General features: G+C 66.8%; 23 protein-coding genes and 1 pseudogene. 11 read left to right on the top strand and 13 right to left on the bottom strand.

The annotated features are described in order from the left end of the window. Positions 1–40: 40 nt before the first annotated feature. Together MKAN_RS14390 and MKAN_RS14385 are read left to right on the top strand one after the other, a co-directional pair. Positions 41–541, top strand: coding sequence for a MarR family winged helix-turn-helix transcriptional regulator (locus tag MKAN_RS14390; RefSeq protein WP_023369122.1), 501 nt, complete (start codon positions 41–43; stop codon positions 539–541). A 41-nt stretch (positions 542–582) separates the two neighbouring features. Continuing rightward, entirely contained in the window at positions 583–1,248 is a 666-nt protein-coding gene (locus MKAN_RS14385) for an SDR family oxidoreductase (RefSeq protein WP_023369120.1), read from the top strand. Between the two features lie 90 nt (positions 1,249–1,338). Here MKAN_RS14385 and leuS read toward each other — a convergent pair whose 3' ends face one another. After that, on the bottom strand, positions 1,339–4,266 hold the full coding sequence (leuS, locus tag MKAN_RS14380; protein ID WP_036394963.1) for a leucine--tRNA ligase: 2,928 nt from the start codon (positions 4,264–4,266) through the stop codon (positions 1,339–1,341). Positions 4,267–4,461: 195 nt separating this feature from the next. On the opposite strand from leuS, the gene MKAN_RS14375 reads away from it, so the two are divergent. Together MKAN_RS14375 and MKAN_RS14370 are read left to right on the top strand one after the other, a co-directional pair. Further along, positions 4,462–5,586: an LpqN/LpqT family lipoprotein gene (locus MKAN_RS14375; protein WP_023369116.1), complete on the top strand. Its 1,125-nt coding sequence runs from the start codon at positions 4,462–4,464 to the stop codon at positions 5,584–5,586. 76 nt (positions 5,587–5,662) lie between these two features. Beyond that, a complete protein-coding gene (locus MKAN_RS14370) occupies positions 5,663–6,013 on the top strand; it encodes a hypothetical protein (protein WP_023369114.1) in 351 nt (116 codons plus the stop codon). Between the two features lie 78 nt (positions 6,014–6,091). Here the strand turns inward: MKAN_RS14370 and MKAN_RS14365 are convergent, their stop codons facing one another. After that, positions 6,092–6,700, bottom strand: coding sequence for a YqgE/AlgH family protein (locus MKAN_RS14365; protein WP_023369112.1), 609 nt, complete (start codon positions 6,698–6,700; stop codon positions 6,092–6,094). Positions 6,701–6,808: 108 nt separating this feature from the next. Between MKAN_RS14365 and MKAN_RS14360 the strand changes: the two genes are divergently transcribed. Both MKAN_RS14360 and MKAN_RS14355 read left to right on the top strand, forming a co-directional pair. Next, complete coding sequence (locus MKAN_RS14360; RefSeq protein WP_023369110.1) at positions 6,809–8,128, top strand: MFS transporter; 1,320 nt, start codon at positions 6,809–6,811, stop codon at positions 8,126–8,128. Between the two features lie 11 nt (positions 8,129–8,139). Then, a pseudogene (locus tag MKAN_RS14355) lies at positions 8,140–8,907 on the top strand (TIGR03084 family metal-binding protein); the annotation flags it as partial. 278 nt (positions 8,908–9,185) lie between these two features. On the opposite strand, the gene MKAN_RS14350 reads toward MKAN_RS14355, so the two are convergent. Together MKAN_RS14350 and MKAN_RS14345 are read right to left on the bottom strand one after the other, a co-directional pair. Then, complete coding sequence (locus MKAN_RS14350) at positions 9,186–9,506, bottom strand: DUF2710 family protein (protein ID WP_023369105.1); 321 nt, start codon at positions 9,504–9,506, stop codon at positions 9,186–9,188. A 57-nt stretch (positions 9,507–9,563) separates the two neighbouring features. Further along, positions 9,564–10,796 (bottom strand): DUF5632 domain-containing protein, encoded by a 1,233-nt coding sequence (locus MKAN_RS14345; protein ID WP_036394844.1) that lies wholly within the window; start codon positions 10,794–10,796, stop codon positions 9,564–9,566. A gap of 80 nt (positions 10,797–10,876) precedes the next feature. Between MKAN_RS14345 and MKAN_RS31165 the strand changes: the two genes are divergently transcribed. Beyond that, the gene (locus MKAN_RS31165; protein WP_023369101.1) at positions 10,877–11,020 is read left to right on the top strand and encodes a hypothetical protein; all 144 of its coding nucleotides are present in this window, start codon (positions 10,877–10,879) and stop codon (positions 11,018–11,020) included. A 4-nt stretch (positions 11,021–11,024) separates the two neighbouring features. Here the strand turns inward: MKAN_RS31165 and MKAN_RS14340 are convergent, their stop codons facing one another. The 6 genes from MKAN_RS14340 to MKAN_RS14315 all read right to left on the bottom strand — a co-directional run bounded on the left by MKAN_RS14340 (position 11,025) and on the right by MKAN_RS14315 (position 15,062). Beyond that, a complete protein-coding gene (locus MKAN_RS14340) occupies positions 11,025–11,330 on the bottom strand; it encodes a DUF2694 family protein (protein WP_023369099.1) in 306 nt (101 codons plus the stop codon). 7 nt (positions 11,331–11,337) lie between these two features. Next, complete coding sequence (locus MKAN_RS14335; protein WP_023369097.1) at positions 11,338–11,655, bottom strand: ESX-1 secretion-associated protein; 318 nt, start codon at positions 11,653–11,655, stop codon at positions 11,338–11,340. Between the two features lie 40 nt (positions 11,656–11,695). Beyond that, positions 11,696–12,967, bottom strand: a complete 1,272-nt coding sequence (locus MKAN_RS14330) for a DUF4226 domain-containing protein (RefSeq protein ID WP_023369095.1) — start codon at positions 12,965–12,967, stop codon at positions 11,696–11,698. A 62-nt stretch (positions 12,968–13,029) separates the two neighbouring features. Beyond that, positions 13,030–13,392, bottom strand: a complete 363-nt coding sequence (locus tag MKAN_RS14325) for a DUF4226 domain-containing protein (RefSeq protein WP_023369093.1) — start codon at positions 13,390–13,392, stop codon at positions 13,030–13,032. Between the two features lie 45 nt (positions 13,393–13,437). Beyond that, complete coding sequence (locus MKAN_RS14320; RefSeq protein ID WP_023369091.1) at positions 13,438–14,259, bottom strand: C40 family peptidase; 822 nt, start codon at positions 14,257–14,259, stop codon at positions 13,438–13,440. Continuing rightward, entirely contained in the window at positions 14,256–15,062 is an 807-nt protein-coding gene (locus MKAN_RS14315; protein ID WP_023369089.1) for a helix-turn-helix domain-containing protein, read from the bottom strand. Before MKAN_RS14315 ends, MKAN_RS14320 begins: the two co-directional genes overlap by 4 nt. Before the next feature lie 144 nt (positions 15,063–15,206). Between MKAN_RS14315 and MKAN_RS14310 the strand changes: the two genes are divergently transcribed. From MKAN_RS14310 to MKAN_RS14295, 4 genes are all read left to right on the top strand, one after another. Then, positions 15,207–15,623 carry a WhiB family transcriptional regulator gene (locus tag MKAN_RS14310; RefSeq protein WP_023369087.1) on the top strand — a complete coding sequence of 139 codons (417 nt, stop codon included), beginning with the start codon at positions 15,207–15,209 and terminating at the stop codon, positions 15,621–15,623. Positions 15,624–15,706: 83 nt separating this feature from the next. After that, positions 15,707–17,089, top strand: coding sequence for an acyl-CoA dehydrogenase family protein (locus MKAN_RS14305; RefSeq protein ID WP_023369085.1), 1,383 nt, complete (start codon positions 15,707–15,709; stop codon positions 17,087–17,089). A 52-nt stretch (positions 17,090–17,141) separates the two neighbouring features. Then, a complete protein-coding gene (locus tag MKAN_RS14300) occupies positions 17,142–18,128 on the top strand; it encodes a pirin family protein (protein ID WP_023369083.1) in 987 nt (328 codons plus the stop codon). Beyond that, positions 18,125–18,424: a GNAT family N-acetyltransferase gene (locus MKAN_RS14295; RefSeq protein ID WP_023369080.1), complete on the top strand. Its 300-nt coding sequence runs from the start codon at positions 18,125–18,127 to the stop codon at positions 18,422–18,424. Before MKAN_RS14300 ends, MKAN_RS14295 begins: the two co-directional genes overlap by 4 nt. Here MKAN_RS14295 and MKAN_RS14290 read toward each other — a convergent pair. The 3 genes from MKAN_RS14290 to MKAN_RS14280 all read right to left on the bottom strand — a co-directional run bounded on the left by MKAN_RS14290 (position 18,421) and on the right by MKAN_RS14280 (position 22,047). Further along, positions 18,421–19,962, bottom strand: a complete 1,542-nt coding sequence (locus MKAN_RS14290; protein ID WP_023369078.1) for a PPE family protein — start codon at positions 19,960–19,962, stop codon at positions 18,421–18,423. The two genes, MKAN_RS14295 and MKAN_RS14290, sit on opposite strands and share 4 nt — an antisense overlap. A 240-nt stretch (positions 19,963–20,202) precedes the next feature. Then, positions 20,203–21,444 (bottom strand): ammonium transporter, encoded by a 1,242-nt coding sequence (locus tag MKAN_RS14285; RefSeq protein ID WP_371685994.1) that lies wholly within the window; start codon positions 21,442–21,444, stop codon positions 20,203–20,205. A gap of 336 nt (positions 21,445–21,780) precedes the next feature. Beyond that, positions 21,781–22,047 carry a YdeI/OmpD-associated family protein gene (locus tag MKAN_RS14280; protein WP_036394950.1) on the bottom strand — a complete coding sequence of 89 codons (267 nt, stop codon included), beginning with the start codon at positions 22,045–22,047 and terminating at the stop codon, positions 21,781–21,783. Between the last annotated feature and the right edge of the window lie 91 nt (positions 22,048–22,138).

Here is a 22,138-nt window from a genome sequence, read left to right as displayed (position 1 = left end):
GGTCTTCAGCGATCGCCATGTCGGGTTAGACTGCCGACTTATGGCGGACAGCGAATCCATCGCACCTGAGGTGACGGAATTGGCGGAGGGTTTGCACCGCGCACTGTCCAAGCTGTTCTCGATCTTGCGCCGCGGGGATCCCAACGGCGCGGTTGCCGGTGAGTTGACGCTGGCGCAGCTGTCGATTCTGGTCACCTTGCTCGATCGGGGTCCCATCAGGATGACGGACCTGGCCGCACACGAACGGGTGCGGACCCCCACCACCACGGTGGCCATCCGCCGGCTGGAAAAGATCGGGCTGGTGAAGCGTTCCCGCGACCCGTCAGACCTGCGGGCCGTACTGGTCGACATCACGCCGCAGGGGCGGGCGGTGCACGCCGAGTCACTGGCCAACCGGCATGCCGCCCTCGCCGCGATGCTCAGCCAGCTCCCCCACTCCGACCTCGACACGCTGACGAACGCGCTGGCGCCGCTGGAACGCCTGGCCAGCGGGGAGCCGGCCACTGCCACCGCGGACGATGCTGCCCGCAAGCAGGCGTGAAAACAACTGACCGCCAAGCTGATTGGTAGCCGCTCGAAGTCATGCCCACTGCACTCATCACCGGCGCCAGCCGCGGCATCGGCTCGGCGATTGCCACCGCCTTGGCACCGACACACACCCTGCTGCTGGCCGGCCGGCCCTCCGAGCGTCTCGACGCCATCGCGGAACGGTTGGGCGCCACCACTTTTCCGATCGAGCTGGCCGATGACAGCACGATCGAGGCCAGTTGCGAAGTGGTCGATGAACTCGACGTGCTGGTGCACAACGCCGGGTTGTCGATCCCCGGCCATGTCGCTGATTCGCACGTCGATGAGTGGCGCGCCACCTTTGCCGTGAACGTCTTTGGCGCGGTCGCACTTACGCTGGCGCTGTTGCCGGCATTACGGCAAACCCGTGGTCAGGTGATATTCATCAATTCTGGTGCCGGGCGCAATGTTTCGCCGGGTATGGCGTCCTACTCGGCCAGCAAGTTCGCCTTGCGGGCCTTCGCCGAATCGTTGCGCGCCGACGAGCCGGACCTACGGGTGACGACGATCTTCCCCGGCCGCACCGACACCGATATGCAGCGCGAACTGGTCGAGTTCGAAGGCGGCAACTACGATCCCACCAGGTTCCTGCGGGCCGAAACCGTCGCCGCGGTGGTCGCAAACGTGGTAGCCACCCCGCCCGATGGTCATGTCCACGAAGTGGTCGTCCGGCCCCGCTAGCTTCGCTTGCTAGCGCTAGCCGCCGAGTGTGCACCACGCTACGGGTTTTCGGCGTGTGTCGCGTCGGCCAATTCGCATTCGTCGGGGGATTCAGACCACCAGGTTGATCAGCCGGCCCGGAACCACGATCACCTTGCGGGGCGTGGCTCCGCCCAGGAACGCCTGCACCTTTTCGTCGGCCAGCGCGGCGGCTTCGACCGCCTGGTTGTCCGCCTCGGCGCCCACCACGATCCGGCCACGCACTTTGCCGTTGACCTGCACCGGGTATTCGACGGTCTCGTCGACAAGGTATGCCGGATCTGCCTCGGGGAAGGGACCGTGCGCTAACGAGACGGCGTGGCCCAGCCGCAGCCACAGCTCCTCAGCCAGATGCGGAGCCAACGGAGCCAGCATCAACACCAATGGCTCGACCGCCGCGTGCGGCACCGCGTCCCGATGCTCTTTGGTGAGGTGGTTGGTGTATTCGATGAGTTTGGCGGCCGCGGTGTTATTACGGAGTGCCGCATAGTCTTCGGACACACCCGCGATCGTGCGGTGCAGTGCCCGCAGCGTGTCGGTGTCCAATTCCGTCCCGTCGACCACCCGCGTCTCGCCGGTGTCCTCCTCGACCACCAGCCGCCACACTCGTTGCAGAAAGCGGTGAGCTCCGACGACGTCCTTGGTGGCCCACGGACGCGACGCTTCCAGCGGGCCCATCGACATCTCGTACACCCGCAACGTGTCCGCGCCGTATGCGTCGCAGATCTCGTCGGGTGATATCGAATTCTTCAGGCTCTTACCGATTTTGCCGAATTCCTGGAAGACCTCCGTCTCGCCGCCGGAATCCGGGTAGAAGAAGCGCCCGTCGCGTTCGACCACTTGATCTGCCGGCACGTACGATCCGCGCGCGTCGGTGTAGGCGAAGGCCTGAATGTAGCCCTGATTGATGAGCTTGCGATAGGGCTCCCTTGAGCTCACGTGACCCAGGTCGTACAAGACCTTGTGCCAGAACCGCGAATACAGCAGATGCAGCACCGCGTGCTCGGCGCCACCGACGTACAAGTCGACGCCGCCGGGGTCCTCCGGGCCGTGTTCGCCCGGCCGCGGGCCCATCCAGTACGCCTCATTTTCCCTGGCGCAGAACCGCTCTGAATTATGCGGATCGGTGTAGCGCAGCTCATACCATGAGCTTCCGGCCCATTGCGGCATCACGTTGGTGTCACGACTGTACCGCTTGAGGCCGTCACCGAGGTCGAGCTCCACATGGACCCACTCGGTCGCCTTGGCCAGCGGCGGCGACGGCTCGCTGTCGGCGTCGTCGGGATCGAACAGCACCGGTGAATGGTCGGCCACCTCTGGCAATTCCACCGGTAGCGCGGCGTCGTCGAGCGCATGCGGGCGTCCGTCGCTGTCGTAGACGATCGGGAAGGGCTCACCCCAATACCGTTGCCGCGCGAAAAGCCAATCCCGCAATTTGAATTCAATTCGGGCCCGGCCACGGGCCTCGGACTCCAGCCGCGCGGTAATAGCCTGTTTGGCGTCGCTCACGTTCATCCCGTCGAGGTAGCCGGAGTTCACCAAGACACCGTCGCCGGTATGCGCGGACTGCGAAATATCGCCGCCGGCAATGACTTCCACGACCGGCAGGCCGAACGCGCGGGCGAAGTCCCAGTCCCGCTGATCGTGGCCCGGGACCGCCATGATCGCCCCGGTACCGTACCCGGCCAGCACATAGTCGGCGATGAAGATCGGCACCGGTTCGCCGTTGGCCGGGTTGATCGCGTAGCTACCCAGGAAGACGCCGGTCTTGTCGCGGCTTTCCTGACGCTCCAGATCCGACTTGGCCGCAATCGCACGGCGGTAGGCGGCGACGGCGTCCACGGGTGTGGCGGCGCCGTAGGTCCACGACGGGTCGACGTCGTCGGGCCAGGCGACGGCGACCAACTCGTCGACCAGGTCATGCTCGGGAGCCAGCACCAGGTATGTCGCGCCGAACAAGGTGTCGGGCCGGGTGGTGAACACCTCGATATCAACTCGCGAACCGGCCCGGCGACCCGTCGCAATAGTCGCCGAAAATAGCGCTGCCGCGCCCGTCGAACGACCAATCCAGTTGCGCTGCATGGTCTTGACCTGCTCCGGCCAGTCCAGCACGTCGAGGTCGTCGAGCAACCGGTCGGCGTAGGCGGTGATGCGCATCATCCATTGCCGCAGCCGCTTGCGGAACACCGGGAAGTTGCCCCGGTCGCTGCGGCCGTCGGCGGTGACCTCTTCGTTGGCCAGCACCGTGCCCAGCCCCGGACACCAGTTCACCATCGAATCGGCCCGGTAAACCAGTCGGTAACTGTCGATGACGTCGGCCTGTTCCCCCGCCGACAACCTGGCCCACTCCCGCCCATCGTCGAGAGTTCTTGCACCGGAATCGAATTCGGCACACAGCTCGGCAATCGGACGGGCCTTGTTGGCTGCGGTGTCGAACCACGCGTTGTAGATCTGCAGAAAGATCCATTGCGTCCACTTGTAGAACTCGACGTCGGTGGTCGAGAAGCTGCGACGGCTGTCGTGGCCGAGACCCAGCCGGCCCAGCTGCCGCCGGAAGTTCACGATGTTGGCCTCGGTCCGGGTACGCGGGTGGGTGCCGGTTTGCACGGCGTACTGCTCCGCGGGCAACCCGAAGGAGTCGAACCCCAATGCGTGCAGTACGTTATTGCCCTTCATCCGGTGGTACCGCGCGAAGACATCGGTCGCGATGTAGCCCAGCGGATGACCGACGTGCAATCCCTCGCCGGAGGGATAGGGAAACATGTCCTGGACGAAGAGCTTGTCCGCAGGTACCGGCGAACCGTCCGCGGCAGCCAATGATCCGACCGGGTTGGGCACGTTGAACGTCCCCTCGCGAGCCCAGCGGTCCTGCCAGGTCCGCTCTATCCCCGCCGCCAGTTCTGCGGTATAGCGGTACCGCGGCGCGTCGGATTCCGCGTCCCTGACACTGGACGTGCCACCGGAGGCGCTGCCCGGCGTCGTGGTCGGCGATTCGGTCACGCCCAACAGGGTATAAGGACGCCCCTTCGAGGCCGGCGGCCAAGCCGCCGGCCACGGGTTGGTCTCGGTTGCGTTGCACACCGGTCAGAGGTTCATCCCAGCTCGATTTCGGCACTATTGGCGCCTTTAAGAATTCGTTAAATTCAGCTCGATAACGGGCATTGACGCCCGAGTAGTTCGGAGGGACCGACGCACATGATCCACATCGCGCGTACCTGGCGGGTCTTCGCAGGGGGCATGGCTGCCGGTTTCGTCGGCGTCGTACTCGTTGCGGGCGGGAAGGCATCGGCCGAACCGCTGTATCCCCAACCGCCTCTTCCAGCGCCGGTTCCGATGCAACCGGCGGCGCCGCCCGTCCAGAACCTCACCGCGGTTCCCGGCGGTGTCAGCAACAGATTCGCCCCGGTTCCCGCACAGGCGCCGGCACCCGCCCCGGTGGTGTCCGCGCTACCCCCGGCGGCCGTGGCGCCGACGCCGCCAGCGGTCACGCCCGCCGTGACCGGGACCTTACGAGAGTTCCTCCAGGGCAAGGGGGTCAAGTTCGAGCCGCAGCGGTCGCAGGGGTTCAAGGCGCTCGACGTCACCCTACCGATGCCGCCTCGATGGACTCCGGTACCCGACCCCAACGTGCCCGACGCCTTCCTGGTGATCGCCGACCGGGTCGGCGGTAACAGCGTCTACACGTCCAACGCGCAGGTAGTGGTCTACAAACTGGTCGGCGACTTCGACCCGGCGGAGGCCATCGCGCACGGCTTCGTCGACAGCCAGAAGCTACTGGCGTGGCGGACGACCAACTCATCCATGGCCGACTTCAACGGCTTCCCGTCGTCGATCATTGAGGGCACGTACCGCGAGAACGACATGACGCTAAACACCTCGCGCCGCCATGTCCTTGCCAGTTCGGGGGCTGACAAGTACCTGGTGTCGTTGTCGGTGACCACCGCGGCCTCGCAGGCGATTGCCGATGCGCCTGCCACGGACGCCATCGTCAACGGATTCCGGGTGACGCCTCCCGGGGCGACCGGTCAGGCGCCCGGGCACAGGGGAGCAGCGACCGCGCCCGCTCCCCAAGCTCCCACCCCGGCGATCGCGCCCGCTCCCCAAGCTCCCGCCCCGGCGATCGCGCCCGCTCCCCAGGCTCCCGCCCCGGCGATCGCGCCCGCTCCCCAGGCTCCCGCTCAGGCGACGCATTCGGCTCCGGTGGCAGCCCCAGCCCCGCAGGCGTCGGCACCTCACCTAAACCCCGCATCACCGTCGCTGCCCGGGGTGACAACCACGCTGCCGCCGCTGGTCACCCTCACACCCGTCCCGTCGCGCTGAGTCCAGCGCCTCGGACCGATCGGCGTTGGGCGGATCGGGTCGGGCGGATTCACCGGCGAACTCGTATTGTGAGCCCATGCTGATTGCGGGTGTGCTGTGCGTGTGTGCGGCGGTGGCTTCCGCCGTCTTCGGGGTCTGGTCGCTCTTCCATACCCGCACCGCCGATCCGACGGAGCTGGCGCTGCGCGCAATGGCACCTACTCAGTTGGCGGCCGCGGTCATGCTGACCGCCGGAGGTGTCGTGGCACTTGTGGCGGCTGCGCCAACGGCTTTGGTGGTGATGGTCGTTTGTATTGCGGGCGCGTTCGGCACGCTGGCCACCGGCTCATGGCAGAGCGCCCGCTACGCGCTGCGCCGGGGCGCTGCCACACCCAAGTCGGCTGATTGCGGCGGCGATTGCGCGGCCTGCACGTTGTCGTGCCGATGAATTCGGCATTGGGCCGTCGGTTTTCCTGACATGTCATCCGCTGGCGGGCCCGCGGAGTCGAGTGTGCTTGGTCTTGGCTTAGTTGCGGCTGAGGTCGATCGGATGGGTGGCCAGCAGCGAAAGCGGTAACGGCTGCCGCCGCAAGACCTGCCCCCACAGGTCGGCTCTGGGCGGAACCAAGACGTCAGACGGCAACGCCGACAACACAATCCAGTCATCACGTTCGATTTCGCCTTCGAGCTGACCGATAGTCCAGCCCGAGTACCCGGCGAAGATCCGCACACCTTCTACCACCGGCGCCAGTAGGTCGGGGTCGGCGTCCAGATCCACCATCGCCATGCGGCCCGCAACATGGCGTAGACCCGGCACCCCGTCCGGATCCGCACCGACCCGCAGTACGGCCAGGCACAGGGCAGCGTCGCGCTTGACCGGGCCCCCGATGAACATCGTCTTGGGTTTGGCAGCGAGTTTGGCCCACTGCGGCAAGACGTTGTAGACCGCTGTCTCGCTGGGTCGGTTGAGCACCACACCCAAGGTGCCGCCCTCGTTGTGCTCGACGATGTAGATCACGCTGCGCCGAAAGGTCGGCTCCAGCAGATCGGTGTTGGCCAACAGCAAAGTACCCGCTCGCACACGTTGTGCGGCGGGTGCCATGTAGTCCTCGGGATCTTCCTGCGGCGCCACCACACCATCATCGCACTCACCACAGCATCGCCGGGCCAAACAAGCACGGTCGAAAGATATTTGTACTGTGATTGGGTCGGCACAGCGCGAAACCAGCATTGCCTGCGCCCGATGGTGGAAGTGGGTTTTGTGATTCGCAGCCAGACGCAAGCCAGCGCACCGGTCGCCCTGTGGCGGTCAATACGTGCGCTGCCCGACTTCGGGCGACTGCTGCAGCTTCGCATAGCGAGTCAATTCGGTGACGGCCTCTTCCAGGCGGGACTCGCGGGAGCACTGCTGTTCAATCCGGACCGGGCCACCGACCCGATGGCGATCGCACGAGCTTTCGCGGTGTTGTTTCTGCCGTATTCGCTGCTCGGTCCGTTCGCCGGGGCATTGATGGATCGTTGGGACCGGCGACTGGTACTCGTCGGCGCCAGCATCGGCCGGCTAGCCTTCATCGCCGGGATCGGCGCGATCCTGGCGTTTCGCGGCGGCGATCTGCTGCTGCTGATTGGGGCGTTACTGGCCAATGGTTTGGCCCGGTTCGTGGCATCGGGCTTATCCGCATCGTTGCCCCATGTGGTGCCACGCGAGCAGGTGGTCACGATGAATTCGGTCGCCACCGCGTCAGGTGCGGTCGCGGCCTTCCTGGGCGCGAACTTCATGCTGTTGCCCCGCTGGCTGGCCGGCGGCGGCGATCACGGCGCCGCCGTGGTCGTTTTCACCGCCATTGTCCCGGTGCTGATTGCGTTGCTGCTGTCGCTGCGGTTCGCCCCGCGGGTACTCGGTCCGGACGACACCAAGCGCGCGATCCACGGGTCGGTCGTCTACGCAGTGATCACCGGCTGGCTACACGGTGTGCGTACCGTTGTGCAACAACCGACGGTTGCCGCTGCGCTGTCCGGCTTGGCAGCACACCGGATGGTGGTCGGCATCAACTCGCTGTTGATCTTGCTGCTGGTCCATCACATGAAAGATGCGGACGTCGTCGGGTTCGGCACCGCCCTGATGTTCTTCGCCGCCACGGGTCTCGGGGCATTCCTGGCCAACGTGTTGACCCCGGTCTTGATCCGGCGGTGGGGGCGCTACGCGACGGCCAACGGGGCCCTGATCGCGGCCTCCACGATCGAAATCGCCGGCGCCGGCCTGGTAATCCCGATCATGGTGGCATGCGGATTCCTCCTGGGGGTGGCCGGCCAGGTGGTCAAGCTGTGCGCCGACTCCGCGATGCAGATAGACGTCGATGATGCGTTACGCGGGCACGTGTTCGCCGTGCAGGATGCGTTGTTCTGGGTCTCCTTCATCGCCTCGGTTACCGTTGCCGCGGCGTTGATTCCAGCTGACGGGCACGCGCCCGCGTTCGTGTTGTTCGGTTCGGTGATCTATTTGACCGGGCTGGTGGTTCACAGCATCGTTGGCCGACGGGGCCAGCCGGTCAACGGCGACTAAGGGAGGTAATGATGGCGGGTCCGGGTCCGATCGTCGCTGACTTGCGGGCCGAGAGCGACGACCTCGACGCGCTGGTGGCGCCTCTTCCGCCGCAGCGATGGGCCGAGCCAACACCGGCGCCGGGCTGGACCATCGCACACCAGATCGGCCACCTGTTGTGGACTGATCGGGTGGCGCTGACCGCGGTCACCGACGAGGCCGGGTTTGCCGACGTCCTGACCCAGGCGGCGGCTGATCCTGCCGGCTTCGTAGACGCCGGCGCCGAAGAGCTCGCGGCCCGGCCGCCGGGCGAGCTGCTCGACGACTGGCGGATGACCAGGGGCCGCTTGCACGATGCGCTGCTGACGGTTGCCGATGGCCGCAAACTACCGTGGTTCGGGCCGCCGATGAGCGCGGCGTCAATGGCTACCGCGCGATTGATGGAGACCTGGGCGCACGGACTCGACGTCGCCGACGCCCTCGGTATCAGTCGGCCCGCGACCAACCGGCTGCGCTCGATCGCGCATCTCGGTGTCCGCACCCGCGACTACGCGTTCTTCGTCAACAATCTGACCCCCCCGGCCGAGCCTTTCCGGGTCGAGTTGCGCGGCCCTGACGGAGACACCTGGTCTTGGGGGCCGGCCGATGCCGCCCAGCGCGTCACCGGATCCGCCGAAGATTTCTGTTTCCTGGTCACCCAGCGGCGGGCGCTGGCCACCCTCGACATCGCCGCGGAAGGGGAGGACGCGCAGCGGTGGTTGACGATCGCTCAAGCCTTCGCCGGCCCCCCGGCAGCGGGCGATGAGCGCGCGCCAGCGCGCGAAGAGAGCCGCGGCCCATCAACCCGGCAGCGGGCGATGAGCGCGCGCCAGCGCGCGAAGAGAGCCGCGGCCCATCAACCCGGCAGCGGGCGATGAGCGCGCGCCAGCGCGCGAAGAGAGCCGCGGCCCATCAACCCGGCAGCGGGCGATGAGCGCGCGCCAGCGCGCGAAGAGAGCCGCGGCCCATCAGCCCGGCAGCGGGCGATGAGCGCGCGCCAGCGCGCGAAGAGAGCCGCGGCCCATCAGCCCCGCTGACGTCAGTGGAGCGAGCCGCCGTACCGTGCCTGGTTTTCGGCCTCTGCTTCCTCACGCAGCGCCGCGATTGCGGCGTTTAGCCTGTCAGCCAGTTCTCCGTGGGAATAGCCGGTCATGACGCCAGGATGCAATCTCAACTTGAGCAACCGCCCATCCGAATTGGCAATCGCGTGAATATCTCCCAGATCCACGCTGTAGGTGACGGTTTCCGCCTGTGCGACAAGCGCTTCCCACTTGTCGGCCGCCTCGCTTAGCTCACGAAGAACCGATTCGACGAGGTCTTTGTCGCTCAGTTCCGCGCGATCACCAGACCCCGGCACCAAAACAGTATGTCGACGGCTCCAACCAGCGTCAATTCAACCGTCCGCCAACTTGACCGGCTATTGGTTGAGTTCGCGGAACCAGGCGAAGTGATAGTTGGCTGATACCGGGTCTCCGGTGACCCCGCTTTCGGTGGCCGCCAACAACATACAGTTGAGCAACAGCGCGGGGTCGACATTCGGATACTGGGCTACGACCGCATGCCGGGCGGTATCGAGATGCACTCGCAGCAGGTCGATTTCGTCTTCGCCGACGCCGCCTCCAGCGGCCGCGGCCTGGGCCAGCAGGTGCACGATCCGGGGCAGTCCGTCGCGCCAGCGGGTAACCCCGCTCAGCTCCGATGCCAGGTTGTCCGATGTCGGTAACTCGCGCGGCTTCGGCGAGGGCGTGGTCGGAGTGAAGTCACTTGTCCAGCCCAGGAAGTCGCCGGGGCGATAGGTCGCCAGACGCGCCGTAGTACCGATTAGCTTGGCGATGCCGCCGCTACGGCGCTGCGGCTCCAGCAACTGCACACCTTCGGGGAGCATGAGCCCCGGAGGTACCCAACCGTGGGCCAGGTCGGTGACCAGTACCGTCAGCCCGTCCGCGCGCTGCCCGACCGCCCAGTTCAGCCGCGGTTCCTGACGAGCCACGAAGGTCAGGAGCCGCTGCAGCCGTTCGTCGTCGGATTCGGGCGCGGCCACGCCCCGCGCCGGCGCCACCGATTCGGCCACAGCGATCTCCGCTTCAGGAGGCGCGGCCAGCTGGACGTGTTCCTTCTCGTGGGCGCCCGGTTGCTCTTCCCCTATGGCGTCCTCAACGACGGGAAGCACTCGGGTGCTCGCCAGGTCGTCGGCGGCACCCGGGTGTTCGTCCTTGATGGCGGGGAGCACCCGGGTCCGCTCTAGATCCGTCCCGCCCGAACCAGCGGTTGCCGACGGACGCGGGACGACCGGCGGCGCCGGCTGCCCGCGGAGTTGCCGCAGTGTCGATTCGACTCGTCGCACCGCCCACGCGCGAGCCTCGTCGATCACCGCCGCTTCGGCCGCGCGGCGGGCGGAATCAAGCATCACCGCTGACCTGAGCGTCCTCAACTCGTCATTGGCAGAACTGACGATCCGGTCTAGGTCGGCTTTCAGATACGCTGCCAGCGCGGCGGTTTCGGCGTTGTTCGGCGACAGCTCGGCAGGCCAGAGCCCGCCGATCACCCACGGGGTGCAATCGGGGGGAGAGCTGAATGCCGGAATCGTGAGGGATTCCTCCGTCGCTCTCCGTAGGCGCTGGCGGGCCGACCGCCTGCCGAAGATGGCCACCGGCCAAGCGTACCGGGACCCTGCGCGCCTCCACAGACGCCTGAATTGTGCCGGCTTCATGGCCTCGGTAGCGTAAAGCCATGGCTGATTCTGCGCTGCAGCAGCAACTCGACGAGGTGCGGACCTTACTGTCCCACGCACGAGAATTGTTCGGCGCCAATCCCATCGAACCGCCCACCGATATCGTCCCGGGTCCCGAGACCGCCAAGACCTGGATGCTGTAGAGGATCAGCGCCGGCGACGGCGCAGTTGGTGCGCCAGTAGTTTCTCAATCGCCGCGTCGAGATCTTGGTCGGTCGGAACGCTGGCGGACGGCGTATGCCCGGCCGCGATGATCTCATCGCGTACTTCCAGCAAGGCCTTGAGGCAGGAGACGTCTGCGGTCCGCAGGATTCCCTCGGCCAAAGTCTCGGCATCGGTCTCCATGGCGCCCTCACTCAGCGTGACGCTATGCATGTAGCCACCACGACAGGAGCGGACCAGGATGTGCCCGCTGGGGTGCACGGTGTCGAAAGCAGGATTGGCGTCCGTCATCGACCTGTCATCGATCGGGGTCGAAGACTCTGCTGATGTCCCGTGCCGCGTCTTGGTCATGGCGTTCCCACATGGCGGCCGACGTCCTCAGGCTCTGTGCGATATCGGCATGGTCATCGGCTTGCTGCTCGTAACACTGGCGCCGCAACTCGAGGAGTTCACGGCCGGCGCCCCGAAGCTCGGCGAAGATCGGCCCGAGCGACTCCAGGCTCTCCAGGATCGCGGCATGCGACGACGGCACGGTGCGCAAATACTCCGAAGTCTGCTGATGATGGGCGGCGGCCTCACGTAAGTGCGCCGGCACCACATGGATTCGATCTGCCATCCGCGTCTCCTTTTGTGTGCCGGCGCTCAGGCCGGCGGGGTCAGTATTGCGAAGCGGCCGAGGGAGCCGCCGGCCGGGTCGGTGTCGGTACGCCGGCCCGGGCCGGCCCGGTCGAAGTCGCCGTGGCGGGCGGATGCTCCCAGCCTAGGAAGCTTGGCCCGCCGATGCTGGAAACCTGTTGAATCTGGCCGTCGAGCAGTGCCTTGTCGCGGCCAAGAGCGAGCGTATGCCGATCGACGAAGAAGCCGATGTCTCCAGGTTCGAGCCGAGCCGGGTCTATCGGGTCGGTGACCGGCGTGCCCGGCGGCGGCAGGGCAATTCCCTGCTGTTGGAACGCATCTGGGATCGGCACTCCGCCGGCTGCGGCCTTGATGGCCGCTGCCAGTTGGGGGTTGGCGGCGGTGACCGTCTCACCGTTGGGCAACGTGACGGCCGTCGGACCGGTCGGTGGCGAGTCCGGCTTGTCCGGTGATGGTTGCGCGTCGGTGTCTCCCCGGTCTTCCCGGTTTTCTGTGGGGTCATCAGCGTGGCCGGCTCGCTCGTGGTCGGGATCGCCGGAATCCAGTTCGCGTTCGTCGCGGTCGGCGAGCCCCGGTTCAGATCCCCGGAGCAATCCCGAAAGGGGAGACCCGCCCCAACCGAGGCCGGGCATCGGCGAGGTTGCCCCTGTCGGTAACCCCGGCATAGGTACGCCGCCGAGGTTGGGTATGCCGGGCGTCGTCGGCGCCATCTGCGGCGCCGGGGAACTGCCGCCGGGCATCGGGGCCTCCCCGTCCGGCAACGCCGGATCGTCGAACAACAACGAATCGAGAAGCGGGTCGTCAGACAGCAGATCCGCCAGCTGACCCCCACCATCGCCGGCCGCGCGTGCGGGCGTCGCCGGCCCCGGCCCGACCGCCCCGGCCTCGTTCTTCGAGGCGTTGTACAGCGACGTCCACGCCGCCATCAGGGTCGCCTTCGACGTGTCATCGAGGCTGGCGTTGGCGACCACCTCACGGATATCTCTGAGCTTGCCGATCAGGAACCGCTGGAAATCACGGGCTCCCGCCGGTGTGTCCAGATCCGATCGCGTCCGGACCGCCGCTTCGGTCTCCTGCTGAAGTTGGTTGAGCGCGTCGCGACCCTCGACAGCGGTCAGGTGTGCGTTCAGGATCGCCGAAACAACTTGCAGGTCGAGCTGCGAACTCACCGAATTCTGATGTGCCAGCGCGGCTTCCGCTCCTGCGATCGCATCGGCGGCCGTTGCCTGACCGCTATCCGGCGGTGCGGATGCAGATTCACCCCGCTGCGGGCGATCACGCGACCCTGCCATGCCGCGTGACAGTACCCAGGCGCTCGGGCGCCCACAATTCACCTCGGTTCGCCGGTGCGCGGCTAACCCGCGGGGCCGGCATACTGTGCCAGCAATCGGGCCAGCACAGCACTTTTGGTGTGATCGAGTTCGCGGGCACCGGCCACGATCGTGGTGATCTCGCGTTGCTTGTCGAGCAGGAATCGCTGAAACTCGCGGGCTCCCAGGGGGGTGTCGACGGCGAGCTCAGCCTGGTCCGAAACGGCACGCTCGATGTCGGCCGCAATCGCGTCCAGCCGACGGATGCTCTCCCGCATCGTGGCATGTGCGCTGGCGAGAGCCTCGGCCAGCACACGGTCGGCTTCGGTTATCGCCTGGTATTGCGAACCCAGCACCGCCTGCCGTGCCGCGATGGCATCCGGCGACGATCCCGCTTGCTCCGACATGGGTTCAACCTTCCCATTCTGCCCGCCCGACCGGGCGCTAATCACTCACAGCGGTCTGCGGATCTGCACGTCGCTGCCCAACCGGCTCACCCGCACCGAAGCACCCGAGTACGGCGCCTCGACGACCAGGTTGTTGCCAATCGCCAGCTGGACGTGTCCCGGATGCGGAAAGACGAGATCACCGGGTCGCACCTGGGAACGCGGCACCGCTATCCCGTCGCGTATCTGTTGATAGGTCGTGCGCTCCAGCTGAATGCCCGCCTGTGCGTAGGCCCATTGGACCAACCCGGAACAGTCGAATTGGCCGGGTCCCGTCGCGCCCCACACATACGGGCAGCCCAGCCGTGACAACGCGGCCCGCACGGCGATCCCGGCTCGGGCACCCGTTGCCCGGTTGCCGTATCGCGACATCCGGTACCACAGCGCGCGCAGCGCGGCCCGATGCCGTCGCGCCCGAAGGCGGGCCGACAAGACATGCGCTTGTTGCGCGCGCAACCGTGCGACGCGCCGACGGATGGCCTCGCGCTGGGCCATTGGCGTCGCCGGGGTCACGGCCGCATCCGCGCGGGCCTGCTCGACGATGCTTCCGGTCACCCGGCGAGCCCGGTCCCGGTCCCGGTGCGCATCGGCAATGACCGCGGCAACGGACGCATCCGTTCGAGCCGCAGACAACAGGGCGTCCCTGCCGTCGGTTGCCCGGCGTTCATACCGACCGCGGGAAGCATCGATATTGAGACCGGCGGCGCGGTGCAGGAGTTGCTCGTGGTGTGCGGTCTCAACGTTCAGCGTGGGTGGGAGACCGCTTAGACCACTGCCGTCGAAAAGCCGGTGGGCGCGACTCAATACTTCGATTTCGGTGTGGCTCACCGGTCTTGTTCTCCGCCGTTGTGGTGTGTCTGGTCAGGGGCCGCCGTCTCCATGGCCTCGGCGGCCGCCATTGCGTCCACAAAGGCCCGGACACGGGGCAGCGCGCCCGGGGGGATGACTCCTCTATTGCGGATATCCCACATTTCGTCGGTGCTCACTCCGATCAGCGCAGCGATGACGGCTTCCGGTAGCGGTGACTGCGCGCATGCCCGATCGAATCGCGCGCTCAAGCTGGTCGACATCCGCTCCAGCAGCGTGCTGCGCATGGCCTCGAGCGACTGCAGATGTTGCATCAGTCGGTCGCTGGACTCTGAACCGGCGTTGACCGCCACCCGCCAGGAGCTTGCTGCTAGCATCTCCGCCTTCACGCACTGTGAGACCACGGAGAGAATATACGTCTCATATTCATTTGATGTGGTCGCCGGCAGTCTATCGATGACGGACCTGAGGGTATCGAGCTGGGCTTCGGCGTAAGCCTCGAGCACCTCGGTGTCACTGTGACGGTCGACCACCACGGTGCCGGGGCGTCGCGGCGACGCTGCCGCAGGCGGCTGGGCTGCCATGAGCCGCGCCAGCTCGGCATCGGGATCTGCGGCGACCAACAACCGAGAATAGGTGCCGGGAGGCAGGCCAAGTCCGTTTTCGACCTTCTGAACTGTACCTTTATGCGGCTTGCGAGCGCCGCGCTCCAAATAGCTGAGCCCCATGATGCTGACGCCCGTTGCGGCGGCCAGGTCGGCAAGCGACCAGTCGCGCGACTCGCGCAGTGCGCGGATGGCCGCGCCAGCCGATTCACGGCTCACCGCAGGCTCCGGCCATAGCCGGATATTACACACGTGCGGCCCGTCGTCGCTTATATATACGTTTTTGTCACGTTTCGCTTGCCAGACGCGCGCCGCTGTGTATACGCTTTTGCCTACGTTTCGGCGGAGAAGGAGACAAGAGACATGGCTACCCCGTGCACAGGCAACCCGGAACTGTGGTTCGGCTACCCCGACGACGACAGCGGCGACGGCGCGGCGAAGGCTCGCGCCTATGAGCGGTCCGCCACCGAGGCTCGAATTCAGTGCTTGCGCCGCTGCCCACTGGCGCAGCAACGGTTGTGCGCCGAACGGGCCGTCAAGTATCGCGAGGAGTACGGCGTGTGGGCCGGTGTCAAACTTCCCGGGGGCCAGTACCGCAAGCGGACGCAACTGGCTCAGGCTCACGAGGTACTGCGGCGGATCGCCGCCGGCGAGATCAATGCCAGACAACTGCCGGAGAACGCTGCTCTGCTGGCACGCACTGAACGCGACGCCCGGCCGGTGACCGCGGTGGTGTTGCACCTGCCGGCGACACAGGTAGGCCCCCGCTCCGCGGCGTAGCGGGATGACGAGGCCAAGCAGTTTGCTGAGTTGGCTTTCGGGGTAGATCGGGGTAACCGAGAGTTCGACCCCGAAGGCGCTCCATGACGTTCGACCTGACACCGACCGCAGCACAACACGATCTGGCCCGGCGCACGCACGAGTTCGCCGAAGAGGTGATTCGGCCGGTGGCGCTCGATTACGACCAGCGCCAGGAGTTTCCCTGGCCGGTGCTCGAGGAGGCGGCCCGGCGCGGGTTCTACAGCCCGCTGTTCTACCGGGATCTGATCGGCGATCCGACGGGCCTGTCGCTACCTATGTTCATGGAGGAGCTGTTCTGGGGATGCGCCGGAATCGGCCTGGCGATCGTTATGCCCGCGCTGGCGCTGTCGGCCATCGGCCAGGCCGCCTCCCCGGAACAGATGCTGCAGTGGGCGCCGGAATGTTTCGGCACCCCAGGTGATCTGAAACTCGCGGCGTTGGCGATCTCAGAACCCGAGGGCGGCAGCGACGTCCGCAATCTGCGTACCCGTGCCCGTCGCGACGGTGACGACTGGATCATCGACGGACACAAGATGTGGATCGGCAACGGGGGAATCGCCAACGTGCACGTGGTCAATGCCGTGGTCGACGAGGATCTCGGCCACCGGGGTCAGGCGCTGTTCGTGGTCCCCGGCGGCACGCCGGGACTGGAACTGGTGCGAAAGCTCGACAAGCTGGGTTGTCGCGCTTCGCACACCGCCGAGTTGCGATTCAACGGCGCCCGCGTCCCGGGCGCCAACCTGCTCGGCGGGCAGGAAAAGCTCGAACACAAACTTGCCAAAGCCCGCGAACTCGTTGCCGGTGGAAAGCGTTCCAGCTCGGCGACTTTGGGCACTTTCGAGCAGACCCGCCCCATGGTGGCCGCCCAGGCTATCGGGATTGCCCGCGCCGCGTTGGAGTACGCGACATCGTATGCCACCGAGCGCGAGGCGTTCGGCGGGCCCATCATCGACAACCAAGGCATCGCATTTCCATTGGCGGACTTGGCAACTCAGATCGACGCCGCCCGACTGCTGACGTGGCGGGCCTCCTGGATGGCGGCCAACGGAGTATCCTTCGAGCGGGGCGAGGGCTCGATGTCGAAGCTGGCCGCTAGCGAGATCGCCGTCAAGGCCACCGAACGCGCCATCCAAACCATGGGCGGCTGGGGCTACATCACCGATCACCCGGTGGAAAAGTGGTATCGAGATGCCAAGCTGTACACCATCTTCGAGGGCACCAGCGAAATCCAGCGGATGGTCATCTCGAACGCGCTCGGCGCTGCCGTCGGCACCCCGCCACTACATGTTGTGCTCGAACCGTCCGGTGGACCGCTGAACCGGATCTTCGGTCGGGGCACGCCGCTGAGATCGCGCGCCGCCGACGCGGCGCTGTCGATGCAGGACCGGCTCCCCGAACCGGTGATGCGGGCGGCCATGAAGGTACTGCGGCCGCCGGGCCGGTGAGCCGGCGTAGGGTCGCGGCATCGGGCCGGACAGCGCACGACGAAGGGCGACGATGAGCAACCTCGAAGCCGCACCGACTGAAGTTGCCTGTCGCGCTTCCCAGACCACGGGTATCGAAGTGCTGCACCCGCGCGAAGTTCCATTGGGCGGACCACGGGCGATCCCCGTACAACGCACCCTGCCGCAGCGGCAGCGATCACTGATCGGCGCCTGGTGTTTTCTCGACCACTACGGCCCCGTGACCGGACGCGCCGCGCGTATGGACGTCGCACCTCATCCGCACACCGGGCTGCAAACGGTGAGCTGGTTGTTCAGCGGCGAGGTGGAACACCGTGACAGCGCGGGTGTGCACGCGATAATCCGGCCCGGCGAGCTGAACCTGATGACCGCGGGCGCGGGGATCTGTCATTCCGAAGTGTCAATTCCCTCCGGCCCGGATTCGGTCCTGCACGGCGCCCAGCTGTGGGTGGCCCTGCCTGACGCAGCGCGCCACACCGGGCGAGACTTCGCGCACTACGCGCCCGAACCGATTGCACTGCCGGGCGCCCAAGCGCGGGTCTTTCTGGGCGAGCTTGCCGGAAGCCGTTCGCCGGCACACACGTTCACGCCGCTGCTGGGCGCCCAGGTCGATCTGGACTCCAACGCTGCGCTGGACGTCGACGTCGACCCGGCATTCGAGCACGGAGTGCTCTGCGATGCCGGCGAGATCGAGATCGGCCAGACTGCGCTCGCGGTCGGCGACCTGGGCTACCAAGGCCCGGGTCGCAACACCCTGCACATGGCCAACGCCGGGGGCCAGCCCGGGCGGGTGCTGCTGCTGGGCGGCACGCCCTTCACCGAGGAATTGGTGATGTGGTGGAACTTCGTCGGGCGCAACCACGATGAGATCGTCACCTATCGGCAGCTGTGGCAGGCCCGCGACGAACGCTTCGGCGCCGTCACGGGATACCAGGGCACGCTGGCTCGGCTGCCTGCCCCGCCACTGCCCGCTACCCGGCTGCTTCCCAGGCAAGTACCGAACCGAAAGGATGCCGGATGACCACCGACAAGACCGGTGCGGAGACCACGGTCACCGCCGAGCCGGGCAGGTACACGATCGCGGTTGGGGGTAGAACCGTTGGCTTCGCCAGCTACCTCGACCGTGGCAGTCAGCGGGTCTTCGACCACACCGAAGTCGACCCGAAGTTCGGCGGTCGCGGGCTGGCGACCATTCTCGTCGAGAGGGCGCTGGAGGAGGCGCGAGCGGACGGCAAGCGCATCGTCCCGGTCTGCTCCATGGTCGTCACCGTGCTCAACAAACATCCCGAATACGCCGACATCACCGACACCGTCTAAGTCCGCGCCTGCGAGCCGTCGGCGTCCCACGTGGCCGGCAGCATCGGGCTGGCCGGACCGTCGTCGAAGCTGTGGGCGGGCAGCGTGACCAATCCGGCCGCATCGGCGTTGCCCTTGGCGGCGGTGCCGCCGAAGCCGATCGCGCCCGCACCGCGGCTGGATGCGGCGGCGCGCAGGTCTTCAACGTCTTCAGGGAGATCTTCGCGGAGGTCGTTCCCGGCGTCGCCGTCCATATCCATGAATTCGTCGGCGTACTGACGCTGCGGCTCCGTCGTCTTACGTCGGCGACGAGCACGCCGTTGTTCGCGCGCCGAGACCGCCGCGGCCGGGGCGGGCACACCGACCGACGGCACCTTGGCGCCGCTGTTATGGGTCAACGCGGGAGGAAAACCTTCGTCAGGGTCGAAGCCGCCCACGGCATAAGTCACCGCCGCCGGAGCCGCCGGTGCAGCGGGCGCAGTGCCGGCACTCGCCGCTGCCGAGGCAGCCGGCGCGGCGACCGGAGCGGTCACGCTCGAAGCCACACCCACCGCCGGCCAGGCCACCGGGTACGCGGCTGGCGCCACGGACCCCCCGGCCCCGCCGGCGAGGTCACCCGCTGCGGCTGCCGCCGGAACCTGAACCAGGAGCTGTTCACCCACGCCGATCACTACCCGCAGAATCGTCCCCAGCAGCGGGTCGAGTATCAGTTGGGGATAGGTGAGTGACGCCCCGACCCAAGAGAAGGCCTGGTAGGCAACGGCGAACAGGAACGGCCCCCACGCGACCAACGCCTGCGACGGATTGGTCAAGAAATCGGTGATCAACTGCATGCCGTTGCCCACCGGGTCCTGCAAGAAATCGATGATCGGCGCATAGAGTTGCTCGACGTAGTTGATGTATGCCTGCAGTAGTTGCGAAACCAGGTCCGCGAGGTTCAATTGGTTGCCGGCGTCGGTGGCCGATGCCAGGGCCGTCAACTGCGCGGGGTCGGCGGCGTCGCTGGTATCCGCCTTGAGTAGCGGCGGGGCGGGCGATGTGGCCGGGACGGAGTCCGCGGCAACGTTCGACACCGCTTGATAGATGCTCATGGTGGTGGCGGCCTGAACCCACATGCGGAAGTAATCCGCCTCGTTGAGCGCGATCGGGATCGTGTTGATCCCGAAAAAATTGGTCGCGACCAGCACACCATGAACAACGTGGTTGGCGGCCAGCTCCGCCAGGGTCGGCATGCTCGCCAGCGCTGCCGTGTAGGCCTGGGCGGCGAGCTGGTGCTGTAGCCCTGCGGCAATGCTCTTGCCGCGGGCCTGCTCGAGCCAAACCAGGTAGGGGGCGTGCGCAGCGACGTACTCTTCGGCGGTCGGACCCTGCCACGAACCGCCCTGGACCGCGTTCAGTACGGCCGCGAGTTCGCCGACAGCCGAACCGTACTCGGCGCTGAGCACCTGGTAGGCCCCCGCGGCGGCCAGGAACGCACCCGGGCCGGGTCCACTGGACAACTGCGCGGAATGCACCTCGGGTGGCAATGCCATCCAGGCCATCCAGTCCGGCGCCGTCATGACCTGGCCTGCCTCAGGACCCCGGCCCTGGCCACAGCGAACCCGGTCATCGGCTATCCCCCCGGCGCGTCGGCCCCTTCGGCCATCCGGGGTGCTGGACCATGCGCACGGCCGCGGGCGAGTTTTTCGCTACCTCACGCCAATTAACCCGCCAGCGGATCGGCTAAACCGATACCGACCGATCGGTCCGCGAGTCGCAGTCAGCGAAAAGCACGCCGACCCCGATAGCGCAGGCGCGGCTCAGGTGTCGTCGTCCTCGTTCGACCGCGGGCGAGACCCGCTGCCCAACGACGGGCGCCGGGGGGCCTGGTGCCCGTAGACGCCCTCCGGATAGGCCGTCTCGGCGTGTTGGGTGAGGTCGACACCGCTCACCTCGTCCTCTCGGCTGAGTCGGAACCCCATGGAACGCTCGATCAGCAGGGCCAGCACGTAGCTGACCGCGAACGCGTAGAGTGCTACCACCACCATCGCCAGCGCCTGCTTGCCGAGTTGACCCAGCCCGCCCCCGTAGAAGAGTCCCTTCGGGCCTTGGGTCATCACCGCGGTGGCGAGCAGCCCGATCAGCAGCACACCGACCACTCCGCCGACGAAGTGCACCCCCACGACGTCAAGAGAGTCGTCGTAGTTGAGTTTGAACTTCACCGCGATGGCGAAGGAGCACACGACGCCGGCCATCAGACCGACGACGGCGGCGCCCAGGGTGTTCACCGTGCCGCACGACGGCGTGATCGCCACCAAGCCGGCGACCACACCGGAGGCGGCGCCGAAGGTGGTCGGCTTGCCGTCCCGGAACTGTTCCACCGCAAGCCATCCCAGCATGCCCAGGCAGCCGGCGACCAAGGTGTTGAGGAAGATCGCGGCGGCCAGTCCGTTGGCGGCCAGCGCCGAACCGGCGTTGAACCCGAACCAGCCGAACCACAGCAGTCCCACGCCGAGGAGCACGAACGGTAGGTTGTGCGGGCGCATGGCTTCTACCTTGAAACCGATGCGCGGACCCAATACCAACGCCAATGCGAGCGCCGAGGAACCCGAGACGATCTCGACGACCAGCCCGCCCGCATAGTCGAGCACCCCCATCTTCAACAGCCACCCGCTCGGTGCCCACACCCAGTGCGCGATAACGCAATACACCGCCACCGCCCAGATGGGCACGAACACCATCCAGGCCGCGAACTTGGCCCGGTCGGCGATGGCGCCGCTGACCAGGGCGGCGGTGATGATCGCGAAGCTCAGCTGGAAGGTGGCATACAGCAGTTCCGGCACCGACCCGTGCAGAGTCTGCGGGCTTATGCCGAGCATCCCGGCGTGCGCCAGTCCGCCCAGAAATCCGCCCGCGCCGCCATCGGAGAACGCCAGGCTGTAACCGACCAGCAACCATGCCACCGTCACCAGTGGTATGGAGATGAAGCTCATCATGATCATGTTGAGCACGCCGGTGGTGCGGACCATGCCCCCGTAGAAAATCGCCAGCCCGGGCGTCATCAGCAGCACGAGTGCGGTGCTGGCCAGCAGCCACGCGGTGGCGGCGGGATCGATGTCCAACTCTGCGGCTCCTTCGATAGTCGTCGCTAAAACGGCCGACGCGCATTTTCGCCATAGACGGATAGACGGTAGACGCTGTTGACGAAGGTGGCCATCGATGTCGCCATTGCGTCTACTCGGGCCAAGGCGACGGTCGCCGTGACCGCCGGCCGTGTCCTGACGCACCGCTAGCGGCGGTGCCAGACAGCGGCGGCGTCGAGCCGCAATTGAGGCGGCGATGCCGCGATCGGGCGCGGGGAGCGGCTCGCAACCAGGAATGCGTTCCGAAAAAGGCGGTTACCTGCCAGTACGTTCGCGATGCCGGCACCCGGGCCAGCAGCAGGGACGCCGCTTGCCTTCTTCCAGCTCCTCCTGGGTCCGGCGGATGCGCCGCTCTCGGGTCGTCGGTTGCTTGGCGTCCTCGACCCAACAGATGAACTCGTTGCGCGCCAACGGCGTGATGTCATTCCACGCAGCCAGAGCCGTGGCGTTGGCGATCAACGCGTTACGCAGGTCGGCGGGCAGCCCATGCACCACCCCGCCGGGCACTTGGCCATGACTCACCGGCACCTCTTCTCGGCGAGGATCTCCAGCTCATGGAGACGGTGGATAAACCGCGGCGGGGTGCACTATTCGACACCCCCGGCGCGGTTCA

The sequence above is a fragment of the Mycobacterium kansasii ATCC 12478 genome (assembly GCF_000157895.3).
In the GTDB taxonomy this organism is placed as follows: Bacteria; Actinomycetota; Actinomycetes; order Mycobacteriales; family Mycobacteriaceae; genus Mycobacterium; species Mycobacterium kansasii.
The sequence above is the reverse complement of the archived record's forward strand: the minus strand, read 5'-3'. Positions and strand labels throughout refer to the sequence as shown.